This window comes from Nocardia sp. NPDC023733 (assembly GCF_040639775.1).
GTDB classification, from domain to species: Bacteria; Actinomycetota; Actinomycetes; order Mycobacteriales; family Mycobacteriaceae; genus Nocardia; species Nocardia rosealba.
Map to the genome: position 1 here is coordinate 1,363,259 of NZ_JBFAAN010000001.1, position 23,637 is coordinate 1,386,895.

Below are 23,637 nucleotides of genomic sequence, written 5' to 3' on the forward strand. Positions count from 1 at the left end.
TGTTTGGTGGCCCCAGTTTTGCCCCAGTTCCGGACAGTATGTGTCCACAAGTGCCCTAATCTCGAGGTGTGTCCACCAGTACTCGCGCCCTTGCCCTGCTCGGTCTGCTGCAGAGCCGTCGTCATTGGTCGGGAGCCGAGCTGGCGCGCCGCCTCGGCGTCGGCGAGCGGACTATCCGGCGTGACGTGCTCGGTCTCCAAGAGCTGGGCTATCCGATCCTCACGACCCGCGGAACCGGCGGCGGCTATCAACTCAGCTCCGGTGCTGCCCTGCCGCCACTGGTGTTGAGCGAGGAGGAGGCCGCGGCGACAGTCCTCGGTCTCAAGGAGATCGCGACCGGTATCCACCCCGCCTCCGCGGAAGCCGCCATCAGCGCGATGGCCAAAATCGTCCAGGTTCTACCCGCCCGGATTCGCCGCCGAATCGACAGCCTGCGAACGGTGGTCACCCCGGCGGGCGAGGGATACCAACGGGCCGCCATCGACGATGTCACCGCGCTGACGACCCTCGCGCTGGCCTGCCGCGACGCCGACACCGTCTCGTTCACCTACCACGACGGCGAACGCGTGGTCTCGGACCGAACAGTTCAGCCGCATCGGATCGTCAATGTCGAGAACCGCCTCTACCTGGTGGCGTGGGATCTGGACCGTACCGACTGGCGCACGTTCCGCGTCGATCGCATCGCGCGAACCGACCGCACCGGAGCGCGGTTCGCTCCTCGCGGCCTACCCGGCGACGACCCGGTGGAATACGTCCGCAACCAGCTCGGCTCGATGCCCGCCAGATACCGTGTGTACGCCACGGTCGAGGCTCCGGCCGAACAGATCAGAGCTGAAATCGCGCACTACGGAACCGTCGAGGCCCTCGATGCCCGAATCTGTGATGTCCACATCGCTGCGGAGTCACTGGACTGGGCGGCCTTCTGCCTCGCCTCCATCGGAGCACCGTTCGTCGTGCACGGACCGCCCGAAGCGATCGAGCTCATCGCCGGCTGGGGGTCCCGGCTTCTGGCTGCCACGGAAAACAACTCCGCACCAGGAACTTCCAGCGAGAAGGTCAGGGGCACGGTCTGATTCGCCGGCAGCGGCAGACACCCCGCCAGTCCGGTCACTTCCACCGGCGCACTCCGGCGCGCTTCCCAGCCCTGGCGGGTCAGTCGCAACCGCCGGATCACCGTCGGCTTGCCTCGCACCGCATGCACTTCGAGCCCATCGGGCTCATACCCGCCATAATCGGTACCGGATGCCCCTCGAGGTTATAGGGGGTGCGTGGACCATGCTGTGAGCAGCAGCGCAATCCCGAGGCCGAGGTCGAGGACGAAGCAGGCCTCGGTCAGTGAGCGGCTGACGACCTTGTCGCGGATGAAATGGACTACGTCCCATACGGTGTGTCCCAGCGAGGCGGTGGCTGCCAGGTAGAGGGCCAGGGTCGGGCTTGACATCATGGCGGTCAGGGCGATGGCGCTGAAGCCGATGAACGCAAGAGCCTGCCGGCCGACCTCTCGTCGATCTGCCCCGGTTCTGCGGAGAAGCCCGAAGATCGCGAACCCCGCTCCCAGGACAAGAACCGTGGCGGTCGGGTCGAGTCCCGTGAGCTCGGCGAGGACGACGGCCATGCTGACGAGTGCCACCATCAGCCAGCCGCTTCGTCGAGAACCGACGGCGGCGGCCGCGAGGTAGCACGTCGCTGCGATGATGATGATCATCGCCGTGACGTGGGGATCGGCTCCGTCTGTGTTGTTGGCAAGCAGTGCGAGCAGGCCGAGCACCGACGGCCAGCGTGCGAGTAGGTGGCCTCCGATAGCCGCAGCGCGGCCGGACGGGTGGGGGTGGGCGTGGGTGTCGAGGTTCGTCGTTCTGTTGTGCATTCGGCAGTCTCTGTTCGGCTCGCGCTCGGTGGGTGTCCGGCGCTCGAGTTGGGGGAAGGACGACTCGTCGTGTCCGTCGCGGGAAACGTCGTTCATCGCAGGACAGCGGCCGATGTTCCACGACGATCGCGTCAAGCGGTTACATGGGTGGGCCGGTATCGCACGGCGACCGCGCCCGATTGGAAGTCCTGCCGATCCACGAGCTCGAGTTCGATGCGTTCGCGCAGGCCGGCGAGCAACGTCGGTCCGCGCCCGGCGAGGACCGGGTGCACAAGGAATTCGTACTCGTCGATGAGTCCCAGATCCGCCAGCGCCAGGGGGAGTGTCACTCCGCCCACCCATAGGCCTTCGCCCGGTTCCTGCTTGAGCTGCTGGACTGCTTGCCCCAGGTCGCCCTGTATGAGCTCAGCGTTCCAGTCGACCGCGCTGAGCGTGCTCGACACGACGTACTTTCGAACCTGGTCGATGGCCTCGGCGAAGGGGATCTCCCACTCATCCATCCAGTCAGGCCACACGCCCGTGGCCGGGCGCCGCCACGCCGACTCCATCATCTGGTAGGTCACTCGACCGAACAGCAGGGCATCGGCCCGCTGCATCTCAGAGGTCCAGTAGCGCATCGACTCCTCGTCCGGCGGGAGCCCCGCCTCGTGATGGCAACAGCCGTCGAGCGTGACGTTGATCGAGTATCGGAGTGGCCTCATATCGTTGCTCTCCCTTGAATTGCGCCCGGTTTGTACTCACCGGACATGGTCTGGACATGTTGTTTCTCGCTCGGGGGATCGGTCAGTTCGTCGTCGAAGTCGCTGCATACCGGAGGAGGACGGCACCGGCGGAGAACGGCCGACATTCCAGCAGGCCCATCTCGGTCCGGCGCTGGTCTTCGTCGAAGAGGGGCTTGCCGCGGCAGAGCAGGGTCGGATTGACAATCAGATGGAACTCGTCGATCAGGCTCAGCTCATTGAGTGCGGCGATCAGGCTGAGACTGCCGTAGGTGATCACGTCACCGTCTGCATGGTCTTTGATGTGCTGGATTCGGGCGGCGGTGACGTGCTCGACCTGTTGCGTTCCCGGCCAGTCGGCGATTTCGCCGGAGCGTGAGGCGGTGAACTTGTCGAGCTGATCGAGGCGACGCGCGTAGCGTCTGGTGCCTTCGTCGGCGTCGATCTCACCGGCGGCGACCGCGGGCCAGTACGCGGCGAAATCGCTGTGGGTGATCCTGCCGAGCAGAAGGCCGCCGGCGTTCTCGACCAGGTTGGTCTCGTACTCCATGAGATCGGCGTCGGCACGCAACCAGTCCATCGAGTCGTCGAGCCCGGCGACAAAGCCGTCGACAGTGGTCCACATGCTGGCGATGAGCCGAGTCACGATCGTTCCTTCGTGGCGGCGGGGGCGAACGCGGGTTGAAGTACGGCGTCGATGAAACGGGCGGCATCCCCGGGGTCGAGGCGCGCTGCGGCGATCTCCTCGGCGGCGGCGTTCATGACGACGTGAGCCGTGGCCAGCAACCAACTCACCGGCAGGTCGCCGCGAAATGCCCCTTCCCGCTGCCCCCGTTCGAGCAAATCGCGCATCCGTGCTTCGGCCTTCTCGTGCAACTCGCGAATGCGGGTCGCCGAGAGTTCCTTCTGTGCGGCGGCGAGCAGCGCACGCGACTGGTCGACGAGGTTCCAGCTCGCCTCGACCAGGCGCGCCAGCGCTTGGGCGGGTCGACCGTCGAGCGGGACTTCGGACAGGACGGCGTCACCGCGTTCCAAGCTCTCGACCAAGGCTGCCTCGATCAGCTCGGCACGGGTGGCGAAGTGCCCGTAGAGCGTCATCCGCCCGACACCGGCCTCGGCGGCGATGTCCGCGACGGAGGCGTCAGGGTTCTTACGCAGGGCGACGGGCGTCGCTGCGAGGATCGAGATCCGGTTGCGCTGGGCGTCAGCGCGCCGGTTCCCGGCTCGGCCACCTGCAGTTGTCGCGGCACCTGCTCGGTCGGTAGCGCTCATGTTGGTCCGTCCCTGTATGTCAAACAGTGGAGTACGAGTTAGTTTAACCCAATTACTCGTACACCGCTGATCGACTTATGGAGCGGGCGGCGTCCTCGAAGGTCGGCAGGAAGCCGGTCAGCACCTGTCTGTGCTCGATCAAACTCGAGGAAGGCGCGTGAGGTGTGCGAGAGTGCCTGTGTCGGTACAGAACATCGTGGAGGCATCGTTGACGGTGTGGGTTCTCCTGTGCAACGCGAATTCGACATCAGTAACGGTCCTAACGCCCCGTGCCGACGGACGACTTCGGCCTCGAGAACACGTCGAAGACGAACGCCACATACGCCCATCCCGTTCAGGTCGAGCTGTAGGTGAATCGGCGACCCATACGAGGTTCGGCGCCTGCGCACCGGCGGCCGGAATCTAGCTTTTCGGTACTTCGAAACTGCTCGCGCCACCGCTCTACCACGGAGTTTCCGGTCAGTGTGGTGACGAGTCCGGCGGTGCCCCAAATGCTCGTGTCCGGCGAACTCGGTCCGGGAGATCGACTCCGCGGCAGTGGCAATCAGAGGTTCGAAGAACAATATGCTGCGCTGGCAGCCACTGCCCGCGCCGACTGAGAGCTCATCCGGCGCGGTTCGTTCGATGAGTGGCAATAGGGCTCTTGCTGTCAGCTAATGAATTTCCGTTCTGGGCCCAGTCTGGATCGGTGCGCCGGTGGATGCTCAGTCGGGTCGTCGCTGCAGGGCGGTGGAGATGACCGCTGTCACGAATTTTTCGATCGTTGCTGTGGTCGGTGGGCTGGGGTCGCGGTCTGTGAACAACAGGTGCCCGCCGCCGACCAGGGAGAGGGTGATTGCGTCGATGTCTGCGTCGGCGGCGATGCGGCCCAGTTCACGTTCTTCGGTCAGGTAGGTGGAGATCGCGGTTGTCGCCTCGGCGAGGATCGCCATACCGCCGCCGGGCCTGGCTTGCCGCAGTCGCGCGCGCAGCTCGTCACGAAAGGTGATGAGCGGGATGATCGCCACCGGAACCGGCCCGAAAAGAAGGGGCAGTGCGCTGGTCAGATTGGCGGCCACCGTGCCGGTGCCGGCGGACGCACGCAGCGCGTTCCCCTGGGCCTCGAGCAGCGCGGCCCGATCGATCACAAGGTCGGCGAGAAAAGCGTCGAAGTCGGTGAAGTGCCGGTGCAGAACACCTTTGGCGCAGCGCGCCTCCTCGGTGACTGCCCGGCTGGTCAACCCGTTCGGACCGTCACGTAGCAGTACGCGTTCGGCAGCATCGAACAGTTGCTGCCGCGCATCGCGAAGATGCATCCCAGTCGGCACTGGCTGTCCTCTCGTGCGTCGATTCACCGGTATTATTGCCTAGTGGGCATGTGCCCACTAAAGTGGGCGCATGCCCACTCTATCGCGAGAAGAACCACCCCTGCCGCGCGAGGATCGGCGCATGGCCGAGTCGTTCGGCATCGACGCGCAGCGCTACGACCGCGCGCGCCCCCGCTACCCCGCAGGACTGGTGGAGCGGATTCTCGCCGGGAACTCCAAGGCGGACGTGCTCGACGTCGGCTGTGGTACCGGCATCGCGGCCCGGCAGTTCCAAGCCGCGGGCTGCGACGTGCTCGGCGTCGAACCCGATGCCCGGATGGCCGACTTCGCGCGAGCCCACGGCGTGCAGGTCGAGGTGGCGACCTTCGAGAGGTGGCAACCACGTGGCCGCACCTTCGATGCGGTCGTCGCCGCTCAGTCGTGGCATTGGGTGGACCCCGTCACCGGTACCGCCAAGGCGGCCGACGTGCTGCGTCCCGGGGGACGACTGGCGATCTTCGGTCACGTGTACGAGCCACCCGCCGAGGTGGCGGAACCGTTCGCCGCGGCCTACCGGCGGATCGCGCCGGACTCCCCGCTCAGCGGCCAGCCCGCTCGACGCCCCCTTGCGCTCTACCAGGAGGGATACGCGAGATTCGCCGCCCAGATCCGTGAGAACGAACAGTTCGACGATCCCGAACAGTGGTTATTCGACTGGCAGCGGTCCTATACACGCGAGCAATGGCTGGAATTGCTTCCCACCACAGGCGGTCTCACCCAGCTCCGTCCCGATCAGCAGGCGGAGATACTGGACGCGGTTGGAAACGCCATCGACTCCTTGGGCGGATCCTTCACGATGAACTACACCACCCTGGCCGCAACCGCCGTACGCACAGCCAACCACTGACAACGACTCGATGACGACGGTTGGCCGCGCCGGCATGTCGCACTGTGAGGTTCAGATGATGAGCCCCTCACCGGTGCGCCGTCGGAACAGGTAATCCATGCACCAGATCACGGTGGGATCGCTTCGTCTTGGGAACCCCTGAAGGCCAATACGAATCGACTGCACCCTGATTGTAGAGTTGCAAGCACGCGATATCTTCGCCAATGGTTGGATACCCGACGACACATCTTCGATTTCGGTGAGCAGGCGCTGTCGGTGAAAGTCGACGTCGCGCATTGGTGCACTCGGCTGGAATGGCTCGAAACAGTGGCCGACAATACCTAGCCGAGTTCGTTGGCGAGCCGTCGGGCCCGATCGCAGTTTTCCGCATCTGTCAGGTTGCCGAGCGTCGGAACATCGGCGTATGCCACCTTGTCGCCGAAACGTACCAGCACGCCGTGGGCGGGGTCGTCGGCGTCCTTGGTGACCGTGCAGAACGCTTCGTCGCCGAGCCGGGTGTCGCTCGAGAAGAAGGTTCTCAGCGTTTGCGTGTCCTGGGGGTCGCGGTTCAGAGCATTTTCCCGCTCACGTCGGAATACAGCTGTCGCATCGCTTCCGGTCTGAGTCCTCGCGTACACCATACTGTTGCCCCGGCGGTCGCCGTCCTTCCACCCGCTGACATACCGAGCGCAGATGTCCCCTCCCGCCAGCACGTTTCTGTCCGCACCCGGGTCCGGAGCCACGGAAGGCTGAGGCCTGTAATTGAATCCGTCGACTTCCGCTCCTGCACCTAACACACCGATGACGTCGCTATTCGACAGCTTTTTACACCCATCCCTGAATTCGGAGATCAGAGGGAGGTAGCTCCAGCCCGCTGACGCGACCGCCGCCGCTAGCGCGAGCGTCACTGTCGCTGCCGCTTTGGGCAGCGTCAGTACGCGTTCATGGCCGACCGGAGTCTGGATACGTGCCGACAGCCACTGTTGGAACTGCTGGAAGGAACACCGCTGCGGTGTGTCCGGATCGAGGCGACCGGGGTCGACGACCTTGCGGCCGACACGCTTTGACTCCATCCGTACCCCTAACAGTGCCTTCGTGTTCGTCGAGCACACTAGTACAGGCTGAGATCCGTGGCCGCTCGAGCGAATTCGATTGGGTGACATGATCTAAGGCGTGGCCCCGCACTCGTACTCGGCGCGGCTACGGGCTGGGTGCCGCCGACTTTCTAGGGGGTCAAAGCCGTGCTGTGCCGATGGTTCGGTGTTGTTGATTTCGCAGACGACCGCGCTGGCGCTGTTGGCGATCGTCGCCTTTGTCCGCTGGCGCCCATCCGGGAGCCAGGCTAGCCGGGGTCTTTCCACAGGGTCGAAACGGCTCGGGACAGACCTCACCACCAGCGGAGTCCTGACTGTTCTGATCTTGTGATGACCAGGTCAGGGTTTCGTCTGAGGAGTTCATCAGCGATGTCGTCCAGCGATATCGGGCGTAGCCAGCGCTCCGAGACGGTGAGCGGGTATCCGGCATAGATCTTGCCGATCGGGCCGTACACCCATCTGGGCCAACGCCTTTCAGTGGGCTTCGGCCCAGGCTCGACCAGTTCGATGGCCAGGTACCTCATGGTCTGGGATGCGCGCAGATGGATACGCGATATCCCGGCCCACGGAATTCGGCCGAACGGGCCGAACGTCACCCCGTGATCGTCGACTGCTACATCGGGTGAACGACGGACGAGGTGATGCAGTCCGAGCAGCAGAGAAAGGGTTCCCGAGATGATCGCACCGAGGACAGGGAACGTCAGCGCGGATTGGGTGGTGGTGGTGAATACGAGGAGCAACCAGCCGCCCGCGATCCCGATCAGCCCCAACAGAATCAGCTCCAGCCAACGGACCCACGAAGATCGAAAGATCGTTGGCGGTGTTGGTACTTCCTGAAGCTGATCCACGATCATCGACTGTAATGGATGTCGTTGAGGCCAGGCGGGGGCCACGCGAACATCGTGGCGGGTGGCAGCGTCTGTGCTGGAATCACTGATACCGTCAGATGATTCAGCCGACCGATCAAATGGGTGGTTCTCGGAAGAGCGCTTTCGCGAAGCGGCTCGGTCAACAGCGATCGAGTGTCGCCTCCAAGAATTCGCGAGCAAGACGATTGAATTCCCCGGGCTGGTCGTAGGTGACGATGTGTCCGGCGTCCGGGATGGTGACCAGGTGACTGTTCGGTGCTGCGGCAGCCGCAGCCGAGATCTCGGTCGCACCGACCAGTGAGTCGTTGCCACCGCGGATCCACAGCGTGGGTGTGGTGAGGTTCTGGAGGGATGGTAAATGGTTGAGGCGCATGGCGAATGGGCCGTATGCGCGGGTCATCCAGTCGTCGAGAACTGGTTCGCCGTGTTCGGCTTTCGCTACGGCTTCGGCGGTGGCCAGCTCGACGATGGTGTCGAAATCGGGGGTGTTCGCGCCTGCGGTGAGGGTGCTGGCCATCGACTTGCAGATCGATCGGGGATGCCGAGCGAGGTATCGGCTGGTGAGCCGCAGGACGCCGGGAGTTCGGATGAGTAACCAGGTGAGGAATTGTGCTGGGCGTTTTGCGCCGATTCCGCCGGGGCCGATGGCGATCAGCGCGGTGACTCGTTCAGGGTGGTCCAAGGCGTATCCGGTCGCGACGCCTGCGCCGAGTGAGATTCCGATGATCGCGACTCGGGGCAGGTCGAGAGTGTCGAGCAGCTCGTGGAGGAACCGCCGGTAGAAGGCGTCGTCGAGGACTCCTTGCCAGGGGCGGCTGTTGCCGTGGCGGGGGAGGTCTATGGCGTAGACGCGATGGTCGGCGGAGAGGTCGGGCACGATCCGCCGCCACACACCTTGTGCGGTGTCAAGCATGCCGCCGTGCAATAGGAGCAACGGCGGCCCGACATCGCCTGCGCGATACAGCCGTACCGGGCCTCCGGCGACGGTCACGTCGGTGTAGGTGTCGAAAATGTCGGTCATGGCGGCTCCTGCGGATCGAGTTGGGTTTCCAGCCGTTCGAGCAATTCGAGCTGTGCCGCGCGCGCCGCTTCGGGGTCGGTGGCAAGGCCGGTCGCGAGCCCGCGCCCGACGAGATCAGCGAACAAACCCACAGTGGCCGAGAGTATTTCCGCGTTGGTCGCGCCGAGCGTTCCCGGCGCATGGATCAGACCGACGGTGAACACGCTGAGTACCTGGGTGATGGTGTCGGCGGGGATGGTCTGGTCGATGACACCGATGTCTTGAAGGCGAGCGATGTAGTCGCCGAGCCAGTCCTGGCGCTGGAGATAGCGGTCGTCGGTGACGGCCTGAACGTAGTCGCCGAGCACGTTCTGATCACCGGTGTACAGCGCGCACATCAACGGATCCGCGAGGAGAGCCTCGACCCCGAAGCGGTAGACCGCCGGCAGATCGACGAGGTCCGGGGCCTCGACCACCCGGGTATGCACCTGAACGCTCAACTGCCGCATCCGGTCTTGCAGGACAGCGGCGAGGATCGCGGGCTTGTCCGGAAACTCCAGGTATATGGCACCTTTGCCGATACCCGCACGAGCGGCGATCGCCGACACCGTCGTTGCGGGCCACCCCTTGTCCAGCAGCAGTTGCTGTGCTGCGGCAAGGATGCGCCCCCGGCGTTCGGGAAGTAGAGGTCGGGGCATGTGCGCTCCTTTGTAGTGACCCAATGCTGTCATGTGGTCACTACGCGAGGCAAGACCTCGGGCGGTTGCATGTTCTCGCGGGCGCCCGGGATGGGCCCGCGCCAGCTTCTACCTGCCGAGCAAGACCCGGAGAAGAGATGACCGCGTTAAGCCACGGTGTTCGCGTTCGGCTGAGACCGTCGGGTGGTGACGACCTGCGCGCGAAGGCGGCTGGCCGAACCCGTCCTCGGTTCGGCTACGCCACAACGGCATTGGGCTCGTAACGGTCGGTGTTCGGTGATCGATGTGCTGAGCGAGGTCATATTCGTGACCGGATCCAACTCGAGCAGATCGGTTTCATATGATTCGCGTCGATCGCGTCCTCATCGCCAGCGCATTGCTGGGCGGTGCGGTTCTGATGTCTGTTGCCCCGGCGCATGCCGTCGCCGTACCGCAGAGTCATGAACTCCACCCGATCGGTACCGGCGCTATCGCCAGCGGTTCCGCTGACCTGAACAACTTCTTCTGCGGCACGATCTGGCGTCCCGTGTGCTTCCCCGACGGGCTTCCGTCCTGAACCGGCTTCTGTAGTAGACCGTCATCGCGAGTATGCAAATAGGCGCGAGTATGCAAATAGGTGGGCCGTACCCACCTATCTGCTGGCGGCGACCCGGTTCGTACCCGGAATCAGTTCCACGGCGGCACTAACGGTTCCAGATGACCTGGATCAGGCCGTCCACCCCGCTGAGGGTGACTGCAGAGATCGGTTGCTGGTCAACCTTGAACCCAACCTCGCCGCTTTGGTCGTCCCGATGCCGTTTCCGACCGGATCGGGGTCCAGACCCTCGACAAATCGCGGTCCCGAGCGAAATGCGGGGTTGTGTGCGATGCCGCTCATTCGTGCGCTGTATCCAGCAGTTCGGCCACTGTGGGCGCGGCCTTCAACCCTGAGCCGGTGAGGAGGACCACGGTTTCCTCCGCCGGCGTGATGTGTCCCGACGTCAACAGGGCAGAGTACGCCGCGGCCGCGCATGCGCTGGTCGGCTCGATGAACAGGCCGCTCGAGCACAGTTTCTCCAGCGCGTGCACGATGTCGTTCTCGGGGATCGTGACTGTGGCGCCGCCGCTGTCGCGCAGCGCCGCGATCATCTGTGTCAGCCGTAGCGGGCGGGCGATCGACGTGCCTTGCGCGATCGTCGGCGCCACCGCGCGCTCGACCGGCTGGTCGGTGTCGGCGCTGAAGCTCGCATCGACCGGTGAGCAGTTCAGCGGCTGCGCGGCGAACAGGCGCGGCATCCGCTCGACCTGTCCCGTGCGCAACAGTTCACGGAACCCGAGCCAGCATCCCAGCAGACTGCTGCCCGCGCCGACCGGGACGACGACATTGTCGGGCGCGCGAAACCCGAGGTCTTCCCACAGCTCGTAGGCGAGGGTCTTGGTGCCTTGCAGGAAGAACGCCTGCCAGTTGTGGCTGGCGTAGAAGGCGTCGCCCTCGGCTTGACGGATCGCCTCGTTCTGCGACTCCTCGCGCAGGCCCTCCACCAGCTGCAACTCCGCGCCGAAGGCTCGAACCTGCGCGATCTTGGCCGACGAGGTCGACGCGGGCGCGAGGATCTTCACCCGTAGACCGCCCGCGGCCCCGTACCCCGCGATCGAGGAGCCGCCATTGCCGGAGCTGTCTTCGAGTATCGACCGGATTCCGCGATCGCGCAGATAGGACAGCATCACGCTCGTGCCGCGGTCTTTGAAGCTGCCGGTCGGATTCAGGAAGTCCAGTTTGAACAGCGGTCGCCCGCCACGCTCCCATTCCCGTTCCAGCAGCGGCGTCGAGCCCTCACCGAGCGAGATCGGCTCCGAGAACTCCACCGGCAGCGCCGCGCGGTACCGCCACAGCGACCGTGCGGAGACATCGATATCGGAACGGTCGAGTCCGGCTCCCGGGTCGATCCACAGTGGGCGTCCTGCCGCAGACCGCCACCGGGGCTCATCCAAGCGGTACTCGCTGCCGTCCACGGGATCCCGATACACGCTCACGCCAACACGCTAGACGCTTCATCTTCGAGCGGACAACCAGTCCACACGAGATCGACGGCTGCTTCAGTTGAGCTCAGGCGCAACGGATTACACATCGAACGCACCACGGCCACGCTCACCGATCTCGGCGAGCTTCGTGGTAACGGCCGCACGTGCTCTACGGAATCGCCAGACGACTAGTGGTGGCGTTCGCCTGCGATCGGGAGAGTCGATTACGCAGTGCACGAGGCTGATCCGCGCAGCCTCCGTACGACGCTGCGTCGTCCCCACGCAATCGACGGTGCTCACGAAGGACCGCCCACACCGGCGGAACCCGGCTCGCTGGCATCACCGCGTCGCTGAACCGGACCACGGGCGGGTGTGAAGTATCAGGAAAGCGTGCCGATACTGATCCCCGCCTCGGCTGCGATTCGATTGGGCGAGACGTATGTGATCCCTGGTTTGGAGTTGTCCGCCGCCCGAAAAGGAGTGGAGCCGACCCACGACAGCGCGTTGGATGACTACCTGCGGCGACCGCCGCGCGGCCCGCGAACATCGATGACCGAGGAGTACATGATGCCGAAAGCCACACTGCGGGGCGTGACTCTGGACTGCGCTGATCCCCGGGCTCTTGCCCGGTTTTACCAAGAGCTGACGGGCATGCAGCTCGGCTACGACGCCGACGAATTCGTCGCTCTGACCGATGGTCCGGGTTGTGACCTGGGCTTCCAGAGGGTCACCGGATACCGGGCCCCCTCGTGGCCCGGCCAGGACGTGCCGCAGCAGTTACACCTGGACTTCAGGGTCGAGGACCTCGACGCGGCGGAGAAGATTGCGTTGAGTCTCGGCGCGGTCAGGGTGGACCACCAGCCGGGCGTCGATCGGTGGCGGGTGCTGCTGGATCCGGCCGGTCACCCGTTCTGTCTGGTCGTCGGCTGATAGAGGACGTCAACGACGAGTCGCCGACGTGCCGAGGACTAACACTATTGCGGGTCGGGATCTACGTGGACGTGGAGGAATCCTTGGTCGAGAAGACTGGAGCGGTCTGCTTTGCCGCCTGATCGGACCCATTGACTGGACACGGCATCCAGTACAGCGGTCGCGGCGTTGATCAGTAGATCTGCTGCGTACGCGTCGATCTCGACGCCCGGGCGAGCCTGGAGCGCGTCACCGACTCGCCCTCGCCACTCTGCTCGTCGTTGGTGGAGTCGTCCTATCAGTGCGGGGGTGGCCTCGATCAGCCGCAACGTAACCAGGACCTGCTCACTGGCATGGATCTCGCCCAGCCGGGCGCGGAGTACGTGATGCAGAGACTCCCAGGGGCTTTCGCCCGCAGGTCGAGCGGCGATGTCGGCGACCACGTCCGCGCCGGTGAGGTCTATGCCATCGAAGACGACGTCATCCTTGGTCGGGAAGTACCGGAAGAAGCTGCGCTTGGTCATGCCGGCTGCATGTGCGATCTCATCGACAGTCGTGTTCTCGAAGCCCTGGCGGGTGAACAAGTCGATGGCTACCTCGGCGATCTCGGCCCGCACGGCTCGCCGGGTCCGTTCCCTCAGTCCCTCACTCATGCACTCAGACTAAGCTGTACACTTGATGACTAAAGTGTCACCAAGTGTCAGAATCTCGGCGAGCGGAGTGATGGTTGTGGATGGCAAGACCGTGCTGGTGACCGGAAGTACCGGAGGGATCGGTAAAGAGACAGCGCGACAGTTGGCCGAAATGGGCGCACGCGTGATCCTCGTCGGGCGCGACAAGAACCGCGCTGATGCCGCCGTGGAGGAACTCCGCGCCTCCAGTGGGAACCACCGAGTCGAGGCGATAACTGCCGACCTGTCCCGGCTCGGCGACGTGAAGCGCCTCGCCGAGGAGGTCAGCACCCGGAGTCGTGGCGTCGACGTGCTGATCAATAACGCGGGAGCGACCAGATCTCATCGTGAGATAACTGAGGACGGTATCGAGACAGCGTTCGCGGTCAACGTGGTCGCGCCGTTCTGCCTCACGCACTGGCTGATGCCGGCCCTGACATCCTCGGGTGCGGCCCGGGTCATCAACATCACCGGCGGCATCCCGAAGGGCCGGATCGATCTGGACAACCTCCAGGGTGAGAAGTCCTACGTCGGCTTGTCCTTCTACAACCAGACCAAGCTGGCCCAGATGGCGATGAGTTACCGCTTCGCCCAGGAGGTCGAAGGGGCACCGGTGACGCTGAACGTGGCCTACCCCGGACATGCGTACACCTCGATGAACAGGGACCTCACCATCGGCACCTACCCACCGCTGGCGCGTCCGATCGTGCCGCTGCTGCGGCTGGCGATGCCGGTGGTCTATGGCCACAAGGCGCTGCTCAGGGCCACGCGGTCCAGCATTCATCTCGCGACCAGCCCCGAGGTCCGCAACACCAACGGCGCCTACTTCAACACCAAGGCCATCCCGACCCCATGGCCCGACGCTGTCCTGGACGAACGCATCCGCAACGCGATCTGGAAACTGTGTGAAACGCACCGCGCCCGGTTGGGTGCATCGTGACGTCGTTTGCGCCCCGCGCCACCCTCAACCACTACGACGCCGACCACTTCACCGTCTATCACCCGCCGGTAGTGGAGGAGATCCTCATCGATCAGATCGACTTTCTCACCACCCACCTGCTGTGACGCCGAGCCGGCGCGGGACTGCAGGTTATCGGGCGGGATATTCACCGGGAACGGAGCTGCCGGTTGGCTGAGCGGGGCGATGTCGGCGGCCCTCACCAGATTCGTTGCGGCGGTGGTGAAGTCGCGATCGAACCGATAGGCCACGACGGCAATCCGCACGGAAGCCGGCTCAGGAATCGGTGCGCTTGATCAACCGTCGGGGATCGAAATCCATCACGCTCCATACCCGCTCGACGACGGGATGGGCGTTGACCAGCCGTATCGACCGGTGTGCACGCTGGGACGGATCCATGCCCGCCAGTACCGCCGAGGCGCGCACACTCAGGAACGCCAGACCGCTGACGTCGAGGTCGGCGCCCTCGCTCGGCAAGACCTCGAGCGCGCCGATCAGGGCGGGAATGCTGAATTGATCGATCTCGCCCTCCAGGAAACGGTGGCCGTCTCGCCAATACATCCCGAACGTCGTGGGGACCCGGGAGGGGCCGTGGCGCAACGGGTGTACGGCCATGACCGCGCCCAGATCCTCGCCGGTCGCGGTGAGGTCGTAGGCACACATCGCGGCTACCGGGTTACCGCCGGCCATGAATGCGTCCGCGACGTGTTCCCACCGGAGGTGACCGGGACGGCGTGCGGGATCGAGGTTCAGGGCGGTGATGTCGGTGAAGACGCGAATGCCCGCGAAACCCGCGTCGATGGCCGATGCGACTTCGCCCCGGAAATGAGCAAGCTGGGCTTCGGCGTCGATCGGCGCGGACAAGTCGTAGACCTCCCCGAGGGAGGTATGGGTCAGCTCGTAGCCGGCATCGGCCGCGGCGAAAGCGGCTCGCAAGCGGTCACCGGCATCGTCGTCGTCGGTGACCGCGAGCAGCCGCTGCCCGAGCGCGGCACCCTCGAGCAGCCATTCCACGGCGGCGCGGTCGCGTTCAGCGCGGGTGGTATACGCCACGCAGGCATGATCGTGGCAGCCGCCGCTTCGCTTATCGATCAGTGCACCAGCCGCCCTGGCCACCGAGGTACCGCGCGCGGGCGCGGAGAGATCGATCGACATATCTCAGAGTCCTTCCCTCAGGTCAGGGGAGGGGATTTCGCACCACACGTTCTTGGCGTGTCCTGCCGGGTCGGGTTCGATGCCCCATCGGCTGCCCAGTGCCGCGATCAGGATCAAACCACGTCCACCGACCGCACTTCCGCGGTCGGTGCCCAAAACCGGTCGGCGCGGGCTGAGGTCCTCGGCCTCGATCTTCACCATCCCCTCGGTCTGGGACAGACGGATCCGGAACGCGGTGTGCGCGTGGGCAACCGCGTTGGCGGCGAGTTCGGAAACGACCAGGGCGGCATCGTCGATGACCGCGGGGCCGTGCTGCCATTTCCCCAGCCTGCCGGTGACGAATCGGCGCGCGGCGCTGACGGCGCTGGGTACCGGCAGATAGGTTCGAGAATCGCTGTCCGGGTCGGCGCTCGGCCCGAGTTCGGGCTGGGCGGCGGTGTAGCTGTCGGGAGCGACGATCTCGGAATGATGGGCGCACACTTGCTGCAGGCGCACCAGATCGTCGGCGCCGGCGAGCATGTCACGGGGATAGGCACAGTAGAGCAGGAACCGATGGCTCTGAGCCAACTCGTTCCACATCGCTTCGAGCTCGATCGCAGCGGCCGGATCGCCGTCGGCCCACAGCAGCGCCACCATCTCACCGAACGCGCGCACGGAACGCCCACCCGCACTCGCAGCGGCGATGACCTCGCCGATCACTTCGGCGAAACGAGCCCGGTCGAGCGCGCCGTCGATGGTGAAGCTCGCCAAGGTCTGCGCGGCATCCAGGGCTCGATAGCGGCCGGCCGCGGTGAGGGCAGCCAAGTCCAAGCCGTGCTCGCTCAACCGCGTCGCGATGGCTTCGCGATGGGCGGGTGTGGCGATCACCACGGCCGCACCGTCGGTGTCCAACCCCTGCCCGAGGAAGTCGCTGACGTTGCGGGCCAGCTCATCCAGTCCGTCATAAATGCTCACGACGTGGTCGTGCGGTGAAGCCACCCCAGCCTGGACACTCATAAGGACGAGGCTACGGTATCCGGCCGGTCACCGGCACCGCGATTCCGAGCGGAGTGGAACTGCGTGGGCCCGGCGAGGCTGCAGACGCCTCGGGCCTGGGTGGCCTCCGCTTATGTCGTCGGTTTCTCGAGGATCTCTCAGATTGAGCGGTGTTGAACCCCACGCGCTCTGCCTGCGGTTTCGCGACTCGCACGCTTGTCCTGATGCTGACCGCGGTCGGCTTCACCGACACCGGGCTGTACCTGCTGTTCGGTGGCTGCGCCGGGAACGGCAGGCTGATCGGCAATCAGGGTCGAAACCGAGGACTAAGACCGGACTGCGTGACGAAACCTCGTTGACGGCGTGTCATTCGGGGCCTTCGTGGGAGTCGGCGCACACTACAGCACACGCATCGATCGCGAAGATTTCATACAGAAGGGCCTTCTGGATGAAGACATCGATTCTCGACCTGCTCGGACGAATTCGCGTCGGAAATACGGTGCTCGCGCTGGTCGCGAGCATGCTGTCGGTGATGGCGGCTGTGCCCGGCCCGGCGATGGCAGCGCCCGCCGATTCCTTCACGTCCGCCGATGTCGGCTTCGCGGAAGGCTCAGGTGACGGTGCCGACATCGTGCGGCGTCTGCCCGCCATGCAGTCCGCGGTGGCGCCCAAGGTTCCGCTGCTGCGCCTCGACCTCGACTGGTGGTCGGTCGAACCGGCCCGTGGGGCGCCGCTGCGGTGGGACCGGTTGGACCCGGTCGTGGATGCCGCCGCCGCCCGCGGAATGCGGGTTCTGCTCGTCCTCGCCTACGCGCCGCCGTGGGCGAACGGCGGTCACAGCGGCGACAAATGGTTCCCGACCCGTGACCAGGACTGGACCTCGATCGTGGATCGCACGGTCGCGCACTTCGGCGCCAAGGTCCAGGCATACGAGATCTGGAACGAACCGAACTTCGTGAACTTCGCCAACTTCGTCGGCGACCGCAAAGCGCGATACTGGCAGCTCGTCAAACTCGCCTACCCGCGGGTGAAGGCGCGCTGTCCCGGGTGTGTTGTTCTGGCCGGGGCGTCGGGCGCGGGAACGGTGCAGGGCGGGACCAATCCGAACGCGCCGTCGGTCTGGTTGGACTGGGCGTACAGCCGTGGGTATCGCGGCTATTTCGATGCCGTCGCGCACCACCCGTATCCGGCGTGGAACTCGGGCAAAGGCCCTGCCGACCCCGAATGCGTCAATCGCTGGTGGAACATGTTCGGGCCACCCTCGGAGTCCACGCCGTGTGGTGAGCTCGCCCTGGTGCACTCGGTGATGGTTCGCCACGGCGACACCGCGAAGAAGGTGTGGGCTACCGAATTCGGCTATCCGACAGCCGGACTCGCGGCCATCCCGAGCGCGAGCACCGTCAGCAAGTACCTCGTGCAGGGCGTCCACATGTGGCGTGCGCTGCCATATGCGGGTCCGCTGATCGTCTACTCCTACCGCGATCGCTGCACCGCCGCCGATGATCCCGAGTGCCACTTCGGCCTGGTCACCACGACGATGGCGAGCAAGGAGCCGATCACCGCCGATGTCAGCGCGGCCCTGCGTAGCGACGGTGTCACGCCGGTCCCGAGTTGGCCCGAGCGGTTGGCAACGGGAGCGACCCTGCCCCGCGCGTCCGCGCTTCGGTCCCGCAACGGACTCTACGAGCTGTGGCTACAGGGTGATGGCAACCTGGTGCTTTATCGGAACAGCGGGGAAGTGCTGTGGTCGACCGCGACGACGAACGGAGAGAATCTGGTCAACCAGAACGACGGCAACCTGGTCCTGTACACCGGAAGCGGGGCCGCGGCGTGGTCATCGAGGACGTGGACCCAGGGCCCGTCGACGTTGGTCCTGGAGGACACCGGCAATCTGGTGCTCTACCGCAACGACGGAGGAGCGATCACCTGGTCCACGGGAACGGCACAGGGATAACCGAAGCCTGGAACTTCATCGAGGCCCGATTCCGCGGCGGACCCGCGCTGACTCGCTGTCGACCATGAGCGACACGGCGGGGGAGTCTCCACGCCGGGGCGAGCAGGTCGTTCGGAGTTCTGTCAGGCGGATCTAGCCAGGGTCGGATGGTGCCGCTTGGTGTCGGTGGCGGGGAGTTCGATGGATGGGGTGTTGTCGAAGCTGCGAGCGATCATCGCCGAGCGCAGTTGCCACAGTCCTGACACTGCGGTGGGGTCCAAACCTGTGATCTGGGCGATGCGGCGCAGGCGGTAGCCGACGGTGTTGGTGTGGATGTGCAGCAGGTGTGCGGTGCGTTGGCGGTTCATGTCGTTGGCGATGTGCACGCGCAGGGTTTCGAGGAGTTCGGGAGTGCGTTCCAGGGGTGTCAGCAGTTCACCGAACCTGGCCCGACCGGGTCCTGGTCGGGTCAGCTGGTATTCGAGGGCGAGGTCGTTGAAGTGGTACAGCCCGGCGGCGCTGCCCAGGCGGGCGACCATGTCGAGTAGTTCGTGCGCGCGTTCGACCGCGCCGGGGATTTCGGCGGTCTTCGCGGGTACCAGCGCGGCCAGCAGTCTGCGCAGCTTCCGTCGGGCCACCACGGTGGCGTCGAGGCGCGAGTCGTGCTCGCTGGGGCGTTTCGGAACAGACAGCGCCAGAACGGAATACGACTCGGCGATCGGGATCCGGCTTTCGCGGGACAGGGTCGATGTGGGCTGTCCGGCGAGTAGTGCGGAGGTGAGGGTGTGTACCGCGGTGTGATGTTCGGTGGCGACGTTGCGGTGTTCCCGCATGTAGGCGCGGGTAGCGGTGGTGCACAGCAGATCCGAAATGGTCATCGCGGTGCGGAAACTGTCGAGCATGGCTTTGCGGTCGAATTGCGCCTGGTTGTGCACGAGGTTCAGGCACAGGGCGACGCCCTCGTGGAAGGCGTGCAGGATGGCATCAATCTCGGTATGCGCAACAACTCAACACCAAGATCAACACCGTCGAGCACCACGTTTCCACCATCGAGGACAAACTCGGCCTCGTCCAAGCCGACGACCCGGCCCGCCCACACGTCAACATCCGAGTCCTGGCCGCTTTGGCCTACCTCCGCGGCAACTCACAATGAGACACGCCACCGTCGCCCGGCCCTACACCGATACCCGCGTAGCCAGAATCTGAGCGGGCACCGGCGAGGTGATGAAAATGATCATCGCCAGGGAGCTCGGTGTGGCGTTAAACCGGAGATCGACCGGTCAGAAGCGCTCGAGGTCATAGAGTTCGGCCCCGGAGGTGTCGAAGACCGACGCATGATCGGCATCTGAGAACACGACGAGGTAAGTGGCACGATTGGAGCTCTGTACGACGCGTAGCGAGTACCTGCCTTCGGCGTCGGGTTTGCTGGACATCGAGCACGTCATCGGGCCGCCGATGTCGAGCGGTCGACCGTTGCTGTAGTAGAACCCATCGCAAGCGCCGCCGTCGGAACCGAAGGTTTTGGTGCCGGTGCCGTCGGAGGCAGACCAGGTGCCGGACATCGTCTCGGCACCGCCGACCTGCTGCGTTTCTTGTTGGCTGGTCAGCTGGTTGGCGGAGAAACCGAGCAGCGCGACCACCCCGATGACGACGAACGTCGCGAGGACCGGGTGGCGCCGGGCCTGGTTGACGACCTTGTTCCTGACATTGACCGGGCCCGAGGCGTGAATATCGCCCGCTACACCGAAATTGCCGGAGTAGGTACGCGACCCGGCATCGGACGGGACGGGAGACGGAGCCGGGGTTGCGGTCAGTCGCGCGAGTTCGGCGCCGAATCGGCTGTCGCCGGCGACCGCCGCCGAAATCGACCGTTCCACCGCGACCTGGGTTTCTGCGGACACCGCGCCGTCGGTGGCGCGGGCCTCGTAGAACAGTTGTTGCACGGCCGGGTCGCCGCCGAGCTTGGCGACAACAGCCTCGCGCACCCCATCGATCGCGAGGTCGAGCGCTCGGCCGGTGATTCCGTTGATAGGTTGGCGGACTCGGCCGGCCTTGCCGATCGCCCAGGCGACCAACATGGCCACGGCAATTTCCACGGTCATCGCGTATTCACCTTTCCCGAATTGCGGTGCGCGCCGCGGTGGTCCGCGGCGCGCCGGTTCAGCCCCATGTGCTGGAGTCCCAGTCGACGGCGTTGTCGATCTGCTGTGTGCCGTTGCGGCCCGCCTTGCCCCCGGTGTCCTTGCTGAATCCGAAAGTGCCGCAGTAGGAGTCCACTTCGGTGCGCACGCCGATGGTGTTGGCGGTCGACAGCGTTTCGAGGTCGTGGGCGGACAACAGGTCGTCGAGGGTTTCGTTCTGTTCCTCGTAGCTCATCGCCGCGAACTCGGAACAGGTCACCTTCGTCGGGTCCTGCCCGCACGAGACGGACGCCAGGACCAAGACGATGCCTACCGTCACCGTGGTGACGCGTCGGAATGTCATCGGCGATCCACTCCCGGTCATCGACTCAGGCCCGCGAAGAGGACGAGCCCACCCACGATGGGCAGCGCGTAGAACCAGTCCGTCATGAAGTAGCTGCCGCGCGAGAACGCGATATAGCCTCCGTATCCCACGGATATCAGCCCCAGCACGATCGCCACGATCGCGCCCGAACCGTAGAAATTGAATCCGGCTACACAGAGCGTGATTCCGAATACCGCTACGAACAATGCGTTGACATATCGCATTCGATTACCTCTTATCCGTTTCCGAAGGGCGGGGTGCGCATTCGAGTGCACCCCGCCCGGCGCCCGAGTCGGCGGGCCTTCTCGTGACGACGCCGTGGGCGTTGCCGCATCGAGAATGCGCTGCTGCGGTGGTGTGGGGGCGTGTGGCGTGGAAACGCTGAAATACGCTGAACGCCACTGGAAACGGAGAGGTAGCCCTCAGGCGAACAGGGTGGGGTTCCCCCAGGCCAGAGCCGGTAGCTTGCTTGGACGCCCGACGGCCGCACCCAATCCGGCGAGCATCGGATTGGCGACCGTGTCGGGACGATAGGCGACCAGGCGTAGCCGCAGGACATCGCTCACGTCGTAGCGGATCCGCGCCGGTTCACCGTAGGCCACCTCGACCTGTTTCTGCGCCTCGCCGTCGAGGAAGACCTGGAAGTAGCCGATCTGGCGCGCGTCGACGGCGTCGTCCAGGATTCCGACCAGGGTCTCGAACTCGTGGAACGACCGGCGCAGGTTGTACTCGATCGGGCTACGCGGGTCGCCACAGAAATTCGCACAGCGGTGAACAATGCTGTTGCCGTAGTGGATTCCGTTCAGATCGGCTCCGGTGATCTGCAGATCCGGTCCGCGCGTGATCGGGTCCAAAGCGTCGGTGAGCAGTCGTGCCTTGCGCTTGCGTGGTGCGACATCGGCAGGCTGTGTTTCGGTGCGTCGGGTACCGAACCGCGGCCCGACCCAGGTGCCACGAGGCGGCGCGGGATGTTCGGTGACTCCGCTGAGCGCCGCGAGCAGATCGTTGACGCCCTCGGTCGTGAATTCGCTGATCTCATACCGGGTGGTGGAATGAGCGGTCAGGAAGACCGGGACCTCGTCGACCGAGCGGCCAGGGAGGATGACCGGCAGAATTCGCCGGGTTTCCCTCGGACGATCCCTCGTGATGCCGTCGCGGATGATCGCCGCCTCGAACTGTGCGCCCCGCCCCTCGTCCGCGGCGGCGGTGCCGTCCGCACGGCGTTTGTAGGCGGGAGAGGCGATGACGAGCACGAAATCCGCCTCGGTCAGTTGCTCGATGGCCCACAGCGACCAGTCGAGGCGCTCCTTATCGTCCCAGACGTCGAGCCGGACGTCGACGCCCGCCTCGCTGCGAAGGAACGTGCTGAACTCGCGTACCAGCTCCTTGTGCTCAGGTGAGTCGTGCGAATAGGAGACGAACACCCGTGGTGCGCTGTCCGAGGCCGGCGGGTCGGCCGAGTCCAGCTCGGTGCTCACTGGAGCGAGGTGGGCTGCTCAGCAGCCCGTGTCGGCGTCATCGTTGTCTTGTTCCTCATGTCGTCCCTTCTGATCGACGTCCCGAAGATGTTCTGCCCGAGTGGAATACGAATCGCGCGGCGCGCTCGCCACCCCGTGGCGAAGTCGGTGACGGGCCAGAATGGTAGGCGAGGTCGACCTCGTCGCGGATTGGATTCACCACGACAGATCCGCCACGGTGTCCAGAGCCCGCACCAACCGGGATCCCGCCGCGACGGTCAGATCCCAGGTGAGTGGCAGCGGAAGTATGCGGTGGTGGTGGTCGACGGTGCGTACGGCCAACGCGATCGGAGCCTGGGTCGGGTACAGCAGCGGGAACAACAGCGTCAGCACGAGCGACTCGGTGCGCAGAGTGACCGCGATATGGACGACCCCTTCGACATCGGCGGTTCTCGGTGTGGATACCGATGCGCCGAGTGTTGCCGCGAGTCTGGCGCAGTCGCGTCCGATCGGCAGGATCTGCACTCGGGCGGGACGGACCTCGACCGCACCCAGCGTGGTCGGCGTCGAGACGAAGACGGACATGACGCCGTTGGGCAGGAGCACGTGGTGGTCTTCGGTGCGCTGATTCTGTCGGGTCACAATGGGCGTGACATACCTGCCCAGCCATGGCGTCAGGCGCAGGCAGTCGGCGAACGCCACGAGGTCCGCGGCTGAGGGATGCTCGGCGCCCTCGGTGTGCGAGTGCACGATTCCCTTCAATTCGAGGTCGGGTTCGACCAACTCGACGCGCGTGAGGGCGCGCTGGAACGCCGCTGAGAAACGGAAGGTCGCCGTCGGCGAAACACCGTCCGGGTCAGGAAGAAATGACGTGATCAGTGGCATTCCGAGCGGACCGAGCAACCCGCCACCACGTTCCGGTGGGTGGGCGGCAACGTGCTGGTCGATGGCGGTGAGGGCGGAGTCGACGATGGAGATGTGGCGGAACATCTGCCTTCACGCGCCCCGTTGGGCGTCGGGGCCGAAGTCGTCGCCCCCCGCGGGTAGTCGATGTCGTCGCGCAGCGGTTCGCGCGTGCAGCGGCACTGTCGTCACCTGCGAGAACTGGCGGTCGAGTGGCTCGTCTGCCCTGTCCACCAGCAGAATTCGGCCGTCGGAGTCCAGCACCAGGCCGTACGGACGGAACGGATCGCACCTCGGCCTCGACTCCGCCGCATCGAAGGGGACGTCATCGTGGGATCTGGGTCTGCTCATCGCCTCGGACACGGGCGTCTCCTTCGGTAGACTGAACCGTCATGCCAGCACGGGCGAGGTGCGGGGCGCCCGGAGATCTGGAAAGCGCTCGAAAAGCCTGCAGGATGCTGCGCGGTCCCGAGCAGGAG

Annotated in this window: 26 protein-coding genes; 7 read left to right on the plus strand and 19 right to left on the minus strand. The window is 65.2% G+C overall.

What is annotated here, in order from left to right; genetic code table 11:
• The first annotated feature begins 68 nt into the window (after positions 1 to 68).
• On the plus strand, positions 69 to 1,073 hold the full coding sequence (locus AB0F86_RS06280; RefSeq protein ID WP_356982413.1) for a transcriptional regulator: 1,005 nt from the start codon (positions 69 to 71) through the stop codon (positions 1,071 to 1,073).
• A 182-nt stretch (positions 1,074 to 1,255) separates the two neighbouring features.
• Here the strand turns inward: AB0F86_RS06280 and AB0F86_RS06285 are convergent, their stop codons facing one another.
• The 5 genes from AB0F86_RS06285 to AB0F86_RS06305 form a co-directional block, all read right to left on the minus strand.
• Positions 1,256 to 1,768, minus strand: a complete 513-nt coding sequence (locus tag AB0F86_RS06285; RefSeq protein WP_356982415.1) for a hypothetical protein — start codon at positions 1,766 to 1,768, stop codon at positions 1,256 to 1,258.
• A gap of 230 nt (positions 1,769 to 1,998) precedes the next feature.
• Positions 1,999 to 2,568: a dihydrofolate reductase family protein gene (locus AB0F86_RS06290; RefSeq protein WP_356982417.1), complete on the minus strand. Its 570-nt coding sequence runs from the start codon at positions 2,566 to 2,568 to the stop codon at positions 1,999 to 2,001.
• An 82-nt stretch (positions 2,569 to 2,650) separates the two neighbouring features.
• The gene (locus tag AB0F86_RS06295) at positions 2,651 to 3,232 is read right to left on the minus strand and encodes a dihydrofolate reductase family protein (RefSeq protein ID WP_356982418.1); all 582 of its coding nucleotides are present in this window, start codon (positions 3,230 to 3,232) and stop codon (positions 2,651 to 2,653) included.
• Positions 3,229 to 3,858 (minus strand): TetR/AcrR family transcriptional regulator, encoded by a 630-nt coding sequence (locus tag AB0F86_RS06300; RefSeq protein WP_356982420.1) that lies wholly within the window; start codon positions 3,856 to 3,858, stop codon positions 3,229 to 3,231. Before AB0F86_RS06300 ends, AB0F86_RS06295 begins: the two co-directional genes overlap by 4 nt.
• Positions 3,859 to 4,562: 704 nt before the next feature.
• Entirely contained in the window at positions 4,563 to 5,165 is a 603-nt protein-coding gene (locus AB0F86_RS06305; RefSeq protein WP_356982422.1) for a TetR/AcrR family transcriptional regulator, read from the minus strand.
• 70 nt (positions 5,166 to 5,235) lie between these two features.
• On the opposite strand from AB0F86_RS06305, the gene AB0F86_RS06310 reads away from it, so the two are divergent.
• Positions 5,236 to 6,051 (plus strand): class I SAM-dependent methyltransferase, encoded by an 816-nt coding sequence (locus AB0F86_RS06310; RefSeq protein ID WP_356982424.1) that lies wholly within the window; start codon positions 5,236 to 5,238, stop codon positions 6,049 to 6,051.
• 320 nt (positions 6,052 to 6,371) lie between these two features.
• Here AB0F86_RS06310 and AB0F86_RS06315 read toward each other — a convergent pair whose 3' ends face one another.
• The 4 genes from AB0F86_RS06315 to AB0F86_RS06330 all read right to left on the minus strand — a co-directional run bounded on the left by AB0F86_RS06315 (position 6,372) and on the right by AB0F86_RS06330 (position 9,724).
• Entirely contained in the window at positions 6,372 to 7,103 is a 732-nt protein-coding gene (locus AB0F86_RS06315) for a hypothetical protein (protein WP_356982426.1), read from the minus strand.
• Between the two features lie 314 nt (positions 7,104 to 7,417).
• A complete protein-coding gene (locus AB0F86_RS06320) occupies positions 7,418 to 7,972 on the minus strand; it encodes a hypothetical protein (RefSeq protein ID WP_356982427.1) in 555 nt (184 codons plus the stop codon).
• Between the two features lie 160 nt (positions 7,973 to 8,132).
• A complete protein-coding gene (locus tag AB0F86_RS06325) occupies positions 8,133 to 9,014 on the minus strand; it encodes an alpha/beta hydrolase (protein WP_356982429.1) in 882 nt (293 codons plus the stop codon).
• Complete coding sequence (locus AB0F86_RS06330; RefSeq protein WP_356982430.1) at positions 9,011 to 9,724, minus strand: helix-turn-helix domain-containing protein; 714 nt, start codon at positions 9,722 to 9,724, stop codon at positions 9,011 to 9,013. Before AB0F86_RS06330 ends, AB0F86_RS06325 begins: the two co-directional genes overlap by 4 nt.
• A 307-nt stretch (positions 9,725 to 10,031) precedes the next feature.
• Here AB0F86_RS06330 and AB0F86_RS06335 point away from each other — a divergent pair, with 307 nt between their 5' ends.
• Entirely contained in the window at positions 10,032 to 10,247 is a 216-nt protein-coding gene (locus AB0F86_RS06335; protein WP_225280115.1) for a hypothetical protein, read from the plus strand.
• Positions 10,248 to 10,564: 317 nt separating this feature from the next.
• On the opposite strand, the gene AB0F86_RS06340 is transcribed toward AB0F86_RS06335, so the two are convergent.
• Positions 10,565 to 11,704: a pyridoxal-phosphate dependent enzyme gene (locus AB0F86_RS06340; RefSeq protein WP_356982432.1), complete on the minus strand. Its 1,140-nt coding sequence runs from the start codon at positions 11,702 to 11,704 to the stop codon at positions 10,565 to 10,567.
• A gap of 360 nt (positions 11,705 to 12,064) precedes the next feature.
• Here AB0F86_RS06340 and AB0F86_RS06345 point away from each other — a divergent pair, with 360 nt between their 5' ends.
• A complete protein-coding gene (locus tag AB0F86_RS06345) occupies positions 12,065 to 12,622 on the plus strand; it encodes a VOC family protein (protein ID WP_356982434.1) in 558 nt (185 codons plus the stop codon).
• A gap of 44 nt (positions 12,623 to 12,666) precedes the next feature.
• On the opposite strand, the gene AB0F86_RS06350 is transcribed toward AB0F86_RS06345, so the two are convergent.
• Positions 12,667 to 13,254 (minus strand): TetR family transcriptional regulator, encoded by a 588-nt coding sequence (locus tag AB0F86_RS06350; protein ID WP_225280018.1) that lies wholly within the window; start codon positions 13,252 to 13,254, stop codon positions 12,667 to 12,669.
• A 76-nt stretch (positions 13,255 to 13,330) separates the two neighbouring features.
• Here AB0F86_RS06350 and AB0F86_RS06355 point away from each other — a divergent pair, with 76 nt between their 5' ends.
• Both AB0F86_RS06355 and AB0F86_RS06360 read left to right on the plus strand, forming a co-directional pair.
• Positions 13,331 to 14,212: an SDR family NAD(P)-dependent oxidoreductase gene (locus AB0F86_RS06355; RefSeq protein WP_356982436.1), complete on the plus strand. Its 882-nt coding sequence runs from the start codon at positions 13,331 to 13,333 to the stop codon at positions 14,210 to 14,212.
• Complete coding sequence (locus tag AB0F86_RS06360; RefSeq protein WP_255674609.1) at positions 14,209 to 14,337, plus strand: hypothetical protein; 129 nt, start codon at positions 14,209 to 14,211, stop codon at positions 14,335 to 14,337. The genes AB0F86_RS06355 and AB0F86_RS06360 overlap by 4 nt, the downstream gene beginning before the upstream one ends.
• Before the next feature lie 169 nt (positions 14,338 to 14,506).
• Here the strand turns inward: AB0F86_RS06360 and AB0F86_RS06365 are convergent, their stop codons facing one another.
• Both AB0F86_RS06365 and AB0F86_RS06370 read right to left on the minus strand, forming a co-directional pair.
• Entirely contained in the window at positions 14,507 to 15,385 is an 879-nt protein-coding gene (locus AB0F86_RS06365; RefSeq protein WP_356982438.1) for an MEDS domain-containing protein, read from the minus strand.
• A gap of 3 nt (positions 15,386 to 15,388) precedes the next feature.
• Positions 15,389 to 16,381 (minus strand): MEDS domain-containing protein, encoded by a 993-nt coding sequence (locus AB0F86_RS06370; RefSeq protein WP_356982440.1) that lies wholly within the window; start codon positions 16,379 to 16,381, stop codon positions 15,389 to 15,391.
• 427 nt (positions 16,382 to 16,808) lie between these two features.
• Here AB0F86_RS06370 and AB0F86_RS06375 point away from each other — a divergent pair, with 427 nt between their 5' ends.
• On the plus strand, positions 16,809 to 18,314 hold the full coding sequence (locus AB0F86_RS06375; protein WP_356982442.1) for a hypothetical protein: 1,506 nt from the start codon (positions 16,809 to 16,811) through the stop codon (positions 18,312 to 18,314).
• A 122-nt stretch (positions 18,315 to 18,436) separates the two neighbouring features.
• Here the strand turns inward: AB0F86_RS06375 and AB0F86_RS06380 are convergent, their stop codons facing one another.
• The 6 genes from AB0F86_RS06380 to AB0F86_RS06405 form a co-directional block, all read right to left on the minus strand.
• Positions 18,437 to 19,228 (minus strand): helix-turn-helix domain-containing protein, encoded by a 792-nt coding sequence (locus AB0F86_RS06380; protein ID WP_356982444.1) that lies wholly within the window; start codon positions 19,226 to 19,228, stop codon positions 18,437 to 18,439.
• A gap of 345 nt (positions 19,229 to 19,573) precedes the next feature.
• Complete coding sequence (locus tag AB0F86_RS06385; protein ID WP_356982445.1) at positions 19,574 to 20,395, minus strand: hypothetical protein; 822 nt, start codon at positions 20,393 to 20,395, stop codon at positions 19,574 to 19,576.
• A 58-nt stretch (positions 20,396 to 20,453) separates the two neighbouring features.
• Positions 20,454 to 20,777, minus strand: coding sequence for a hypothetical protein (locus tag AB0F86_RS06390; protein ID WP_356982447.1), 324 nt, complete (start codon positions 20,775 to 20,777; stop codon positions 20,454 to 20,456).
• Between the two features lie 17 nt (positions 20,778 to 20,794).
• Complete coding sequence (locus AB0F86_RS06395; RefSeq protein WP_225280010.1) at positions 20,795 to 21,022, minus strand: hypothetical protein; 228 nt, start codon at positions 21,020 to 21,022, stop codon at positions 20,795 to 20,797.
• Between the two features lie 198 nt (positions 21,023 to 21,220).
• Positions 21,221 to 22,276, minus strand: coding sequence for an SEFIR domain-containing protein (locus AB0F86_RS06400; RefSeq protein WP_356982449.1), 1,056 nt, complete (start codon positions 22,274 to 22,276; stop codon positions 21,221 to 21,223).
• A 195-nt stretch (positions 22,277 to 22,471) separates the two neighbouring features.
• A complete protein-coding gene (locus AB0F86_RS06405) occupies positions 22,472 to 23,245 on the minus strand; it encodes a Mov34/MPN/PAD-1 family protein (protein ID WP_356982450.1) in 774 nt (257 codons plus the stop codon).
• Positions 23,246 to 23,637 lie beyond the last annotated feature (392 nt).

Bases quoted from the DNA above. Each gene is read 5' to 3' on its own strand.
- AB0F86_RS06395 (WP_225280010.1), bottom strand. From the start codon at position 21,022: ATGCGATATGTCAACGCATTGTTCGTAGCGGTATTCGGAATCACGCTC.
- AB0F86_RS06335 (WP_225280115.1), top strand. From the start codon at position 10,032: ATGATTCGCGTCGATCGCGTCCTCATCGCCAGCGCATTGCTGGGCGGT.
- AB0F86_RS06315 (WP_356982426.1), bottom strand. From the start codon at position 7,103: ATGGAGTCAAAGCGTGTCGGCCGCAAGGTCGTCGACCCCGGTCGCCTC.
- AB0F86_RS06310 (WP_356982424.1), top strand. From the start codon at position 5,236: ATGCCCACTCTATCGCGAGAAGAACCACCCCTGCCGCGCGAGGATCGG.
- AB0F86_RS06365 (WP_356982438.1), bottom strand. From the start codon at position 15,385: ATGTCGATCGATCTCTCCGCGCCCGCGCGCGGTACCTCGGTGGCCAGG.
- AB0F86_RS06385 (WP_356982445.1), bottom strand. From the start codon at position 20,395: ATGACCGTGGAAATTGCCGTGGCCATGTTGGTCGCCTGGGCGATCGGC.
- AB0F86_RS06290 (WP_356982417.1), bottom strand. From the start codon at position 2,568: ATGAGGCCACTCCGATACTCGATCAACGTCACGCTCGACGGCTGTTGC.
- AB0F86_RS06350 (WP_225280018.1), bottom strand. From the start codon at position 13,254: ATGAGTGAGGGACTGAGGGAACGGACCCGGCGAGCCGTGCGGGCCGAG.
- AB0F86_RS06300 (WP_356982420.1), bottom strand. From the start codon at position 3,858: ATGAGCGCTACCGACCGAGCAGGTGCCGCGACAACTGCAGGTGGCCGA.
- AB0F86_RS06370 (WP_356982440.1), bottom strand. From the start codon at position 16,381: ATGAGTGTCCAGGCTGGGGTGGCTTCACCGCACGACCACGTCGTGAGC.
- AB0F86_RS06390 (WP_356982447.1), bottom strand. From the start codon at position 20,777: ATGACATTCCGACGCGTCACCACGGTGACGGTAGGCATCGTCTTGGTC.
- AB0F86_RS06405 (WP_356982450.1), bottom strand. From the start codon at position 23,245: ATGTTCCGCCACATCTCCATCGTCGACTCCGCCCTCACCGCCATCGAC.
- AB0F86_RS06330 (WP_356982430.1), bottom strand. From the start codon at position 9,724: ATGACAGCATTGGGTCACTACAAAGGAGCGCACATGCCCCGACCTCTA.
- AB0F86_RS06375 (WP_356982442.1), top strand. From the start codon at position 16,809: ATGAAGACATCGATTCTCGACCTGCTCGGACGAATTCGCGTCGGAAAT.
- AB0F86_RS06325 (WP_356982429.1), bottom strand. From the start codon at position 9,014: ATGACCGACATTTTCGACACCTACACCGACGTGACCGTCGCCGGAGGC.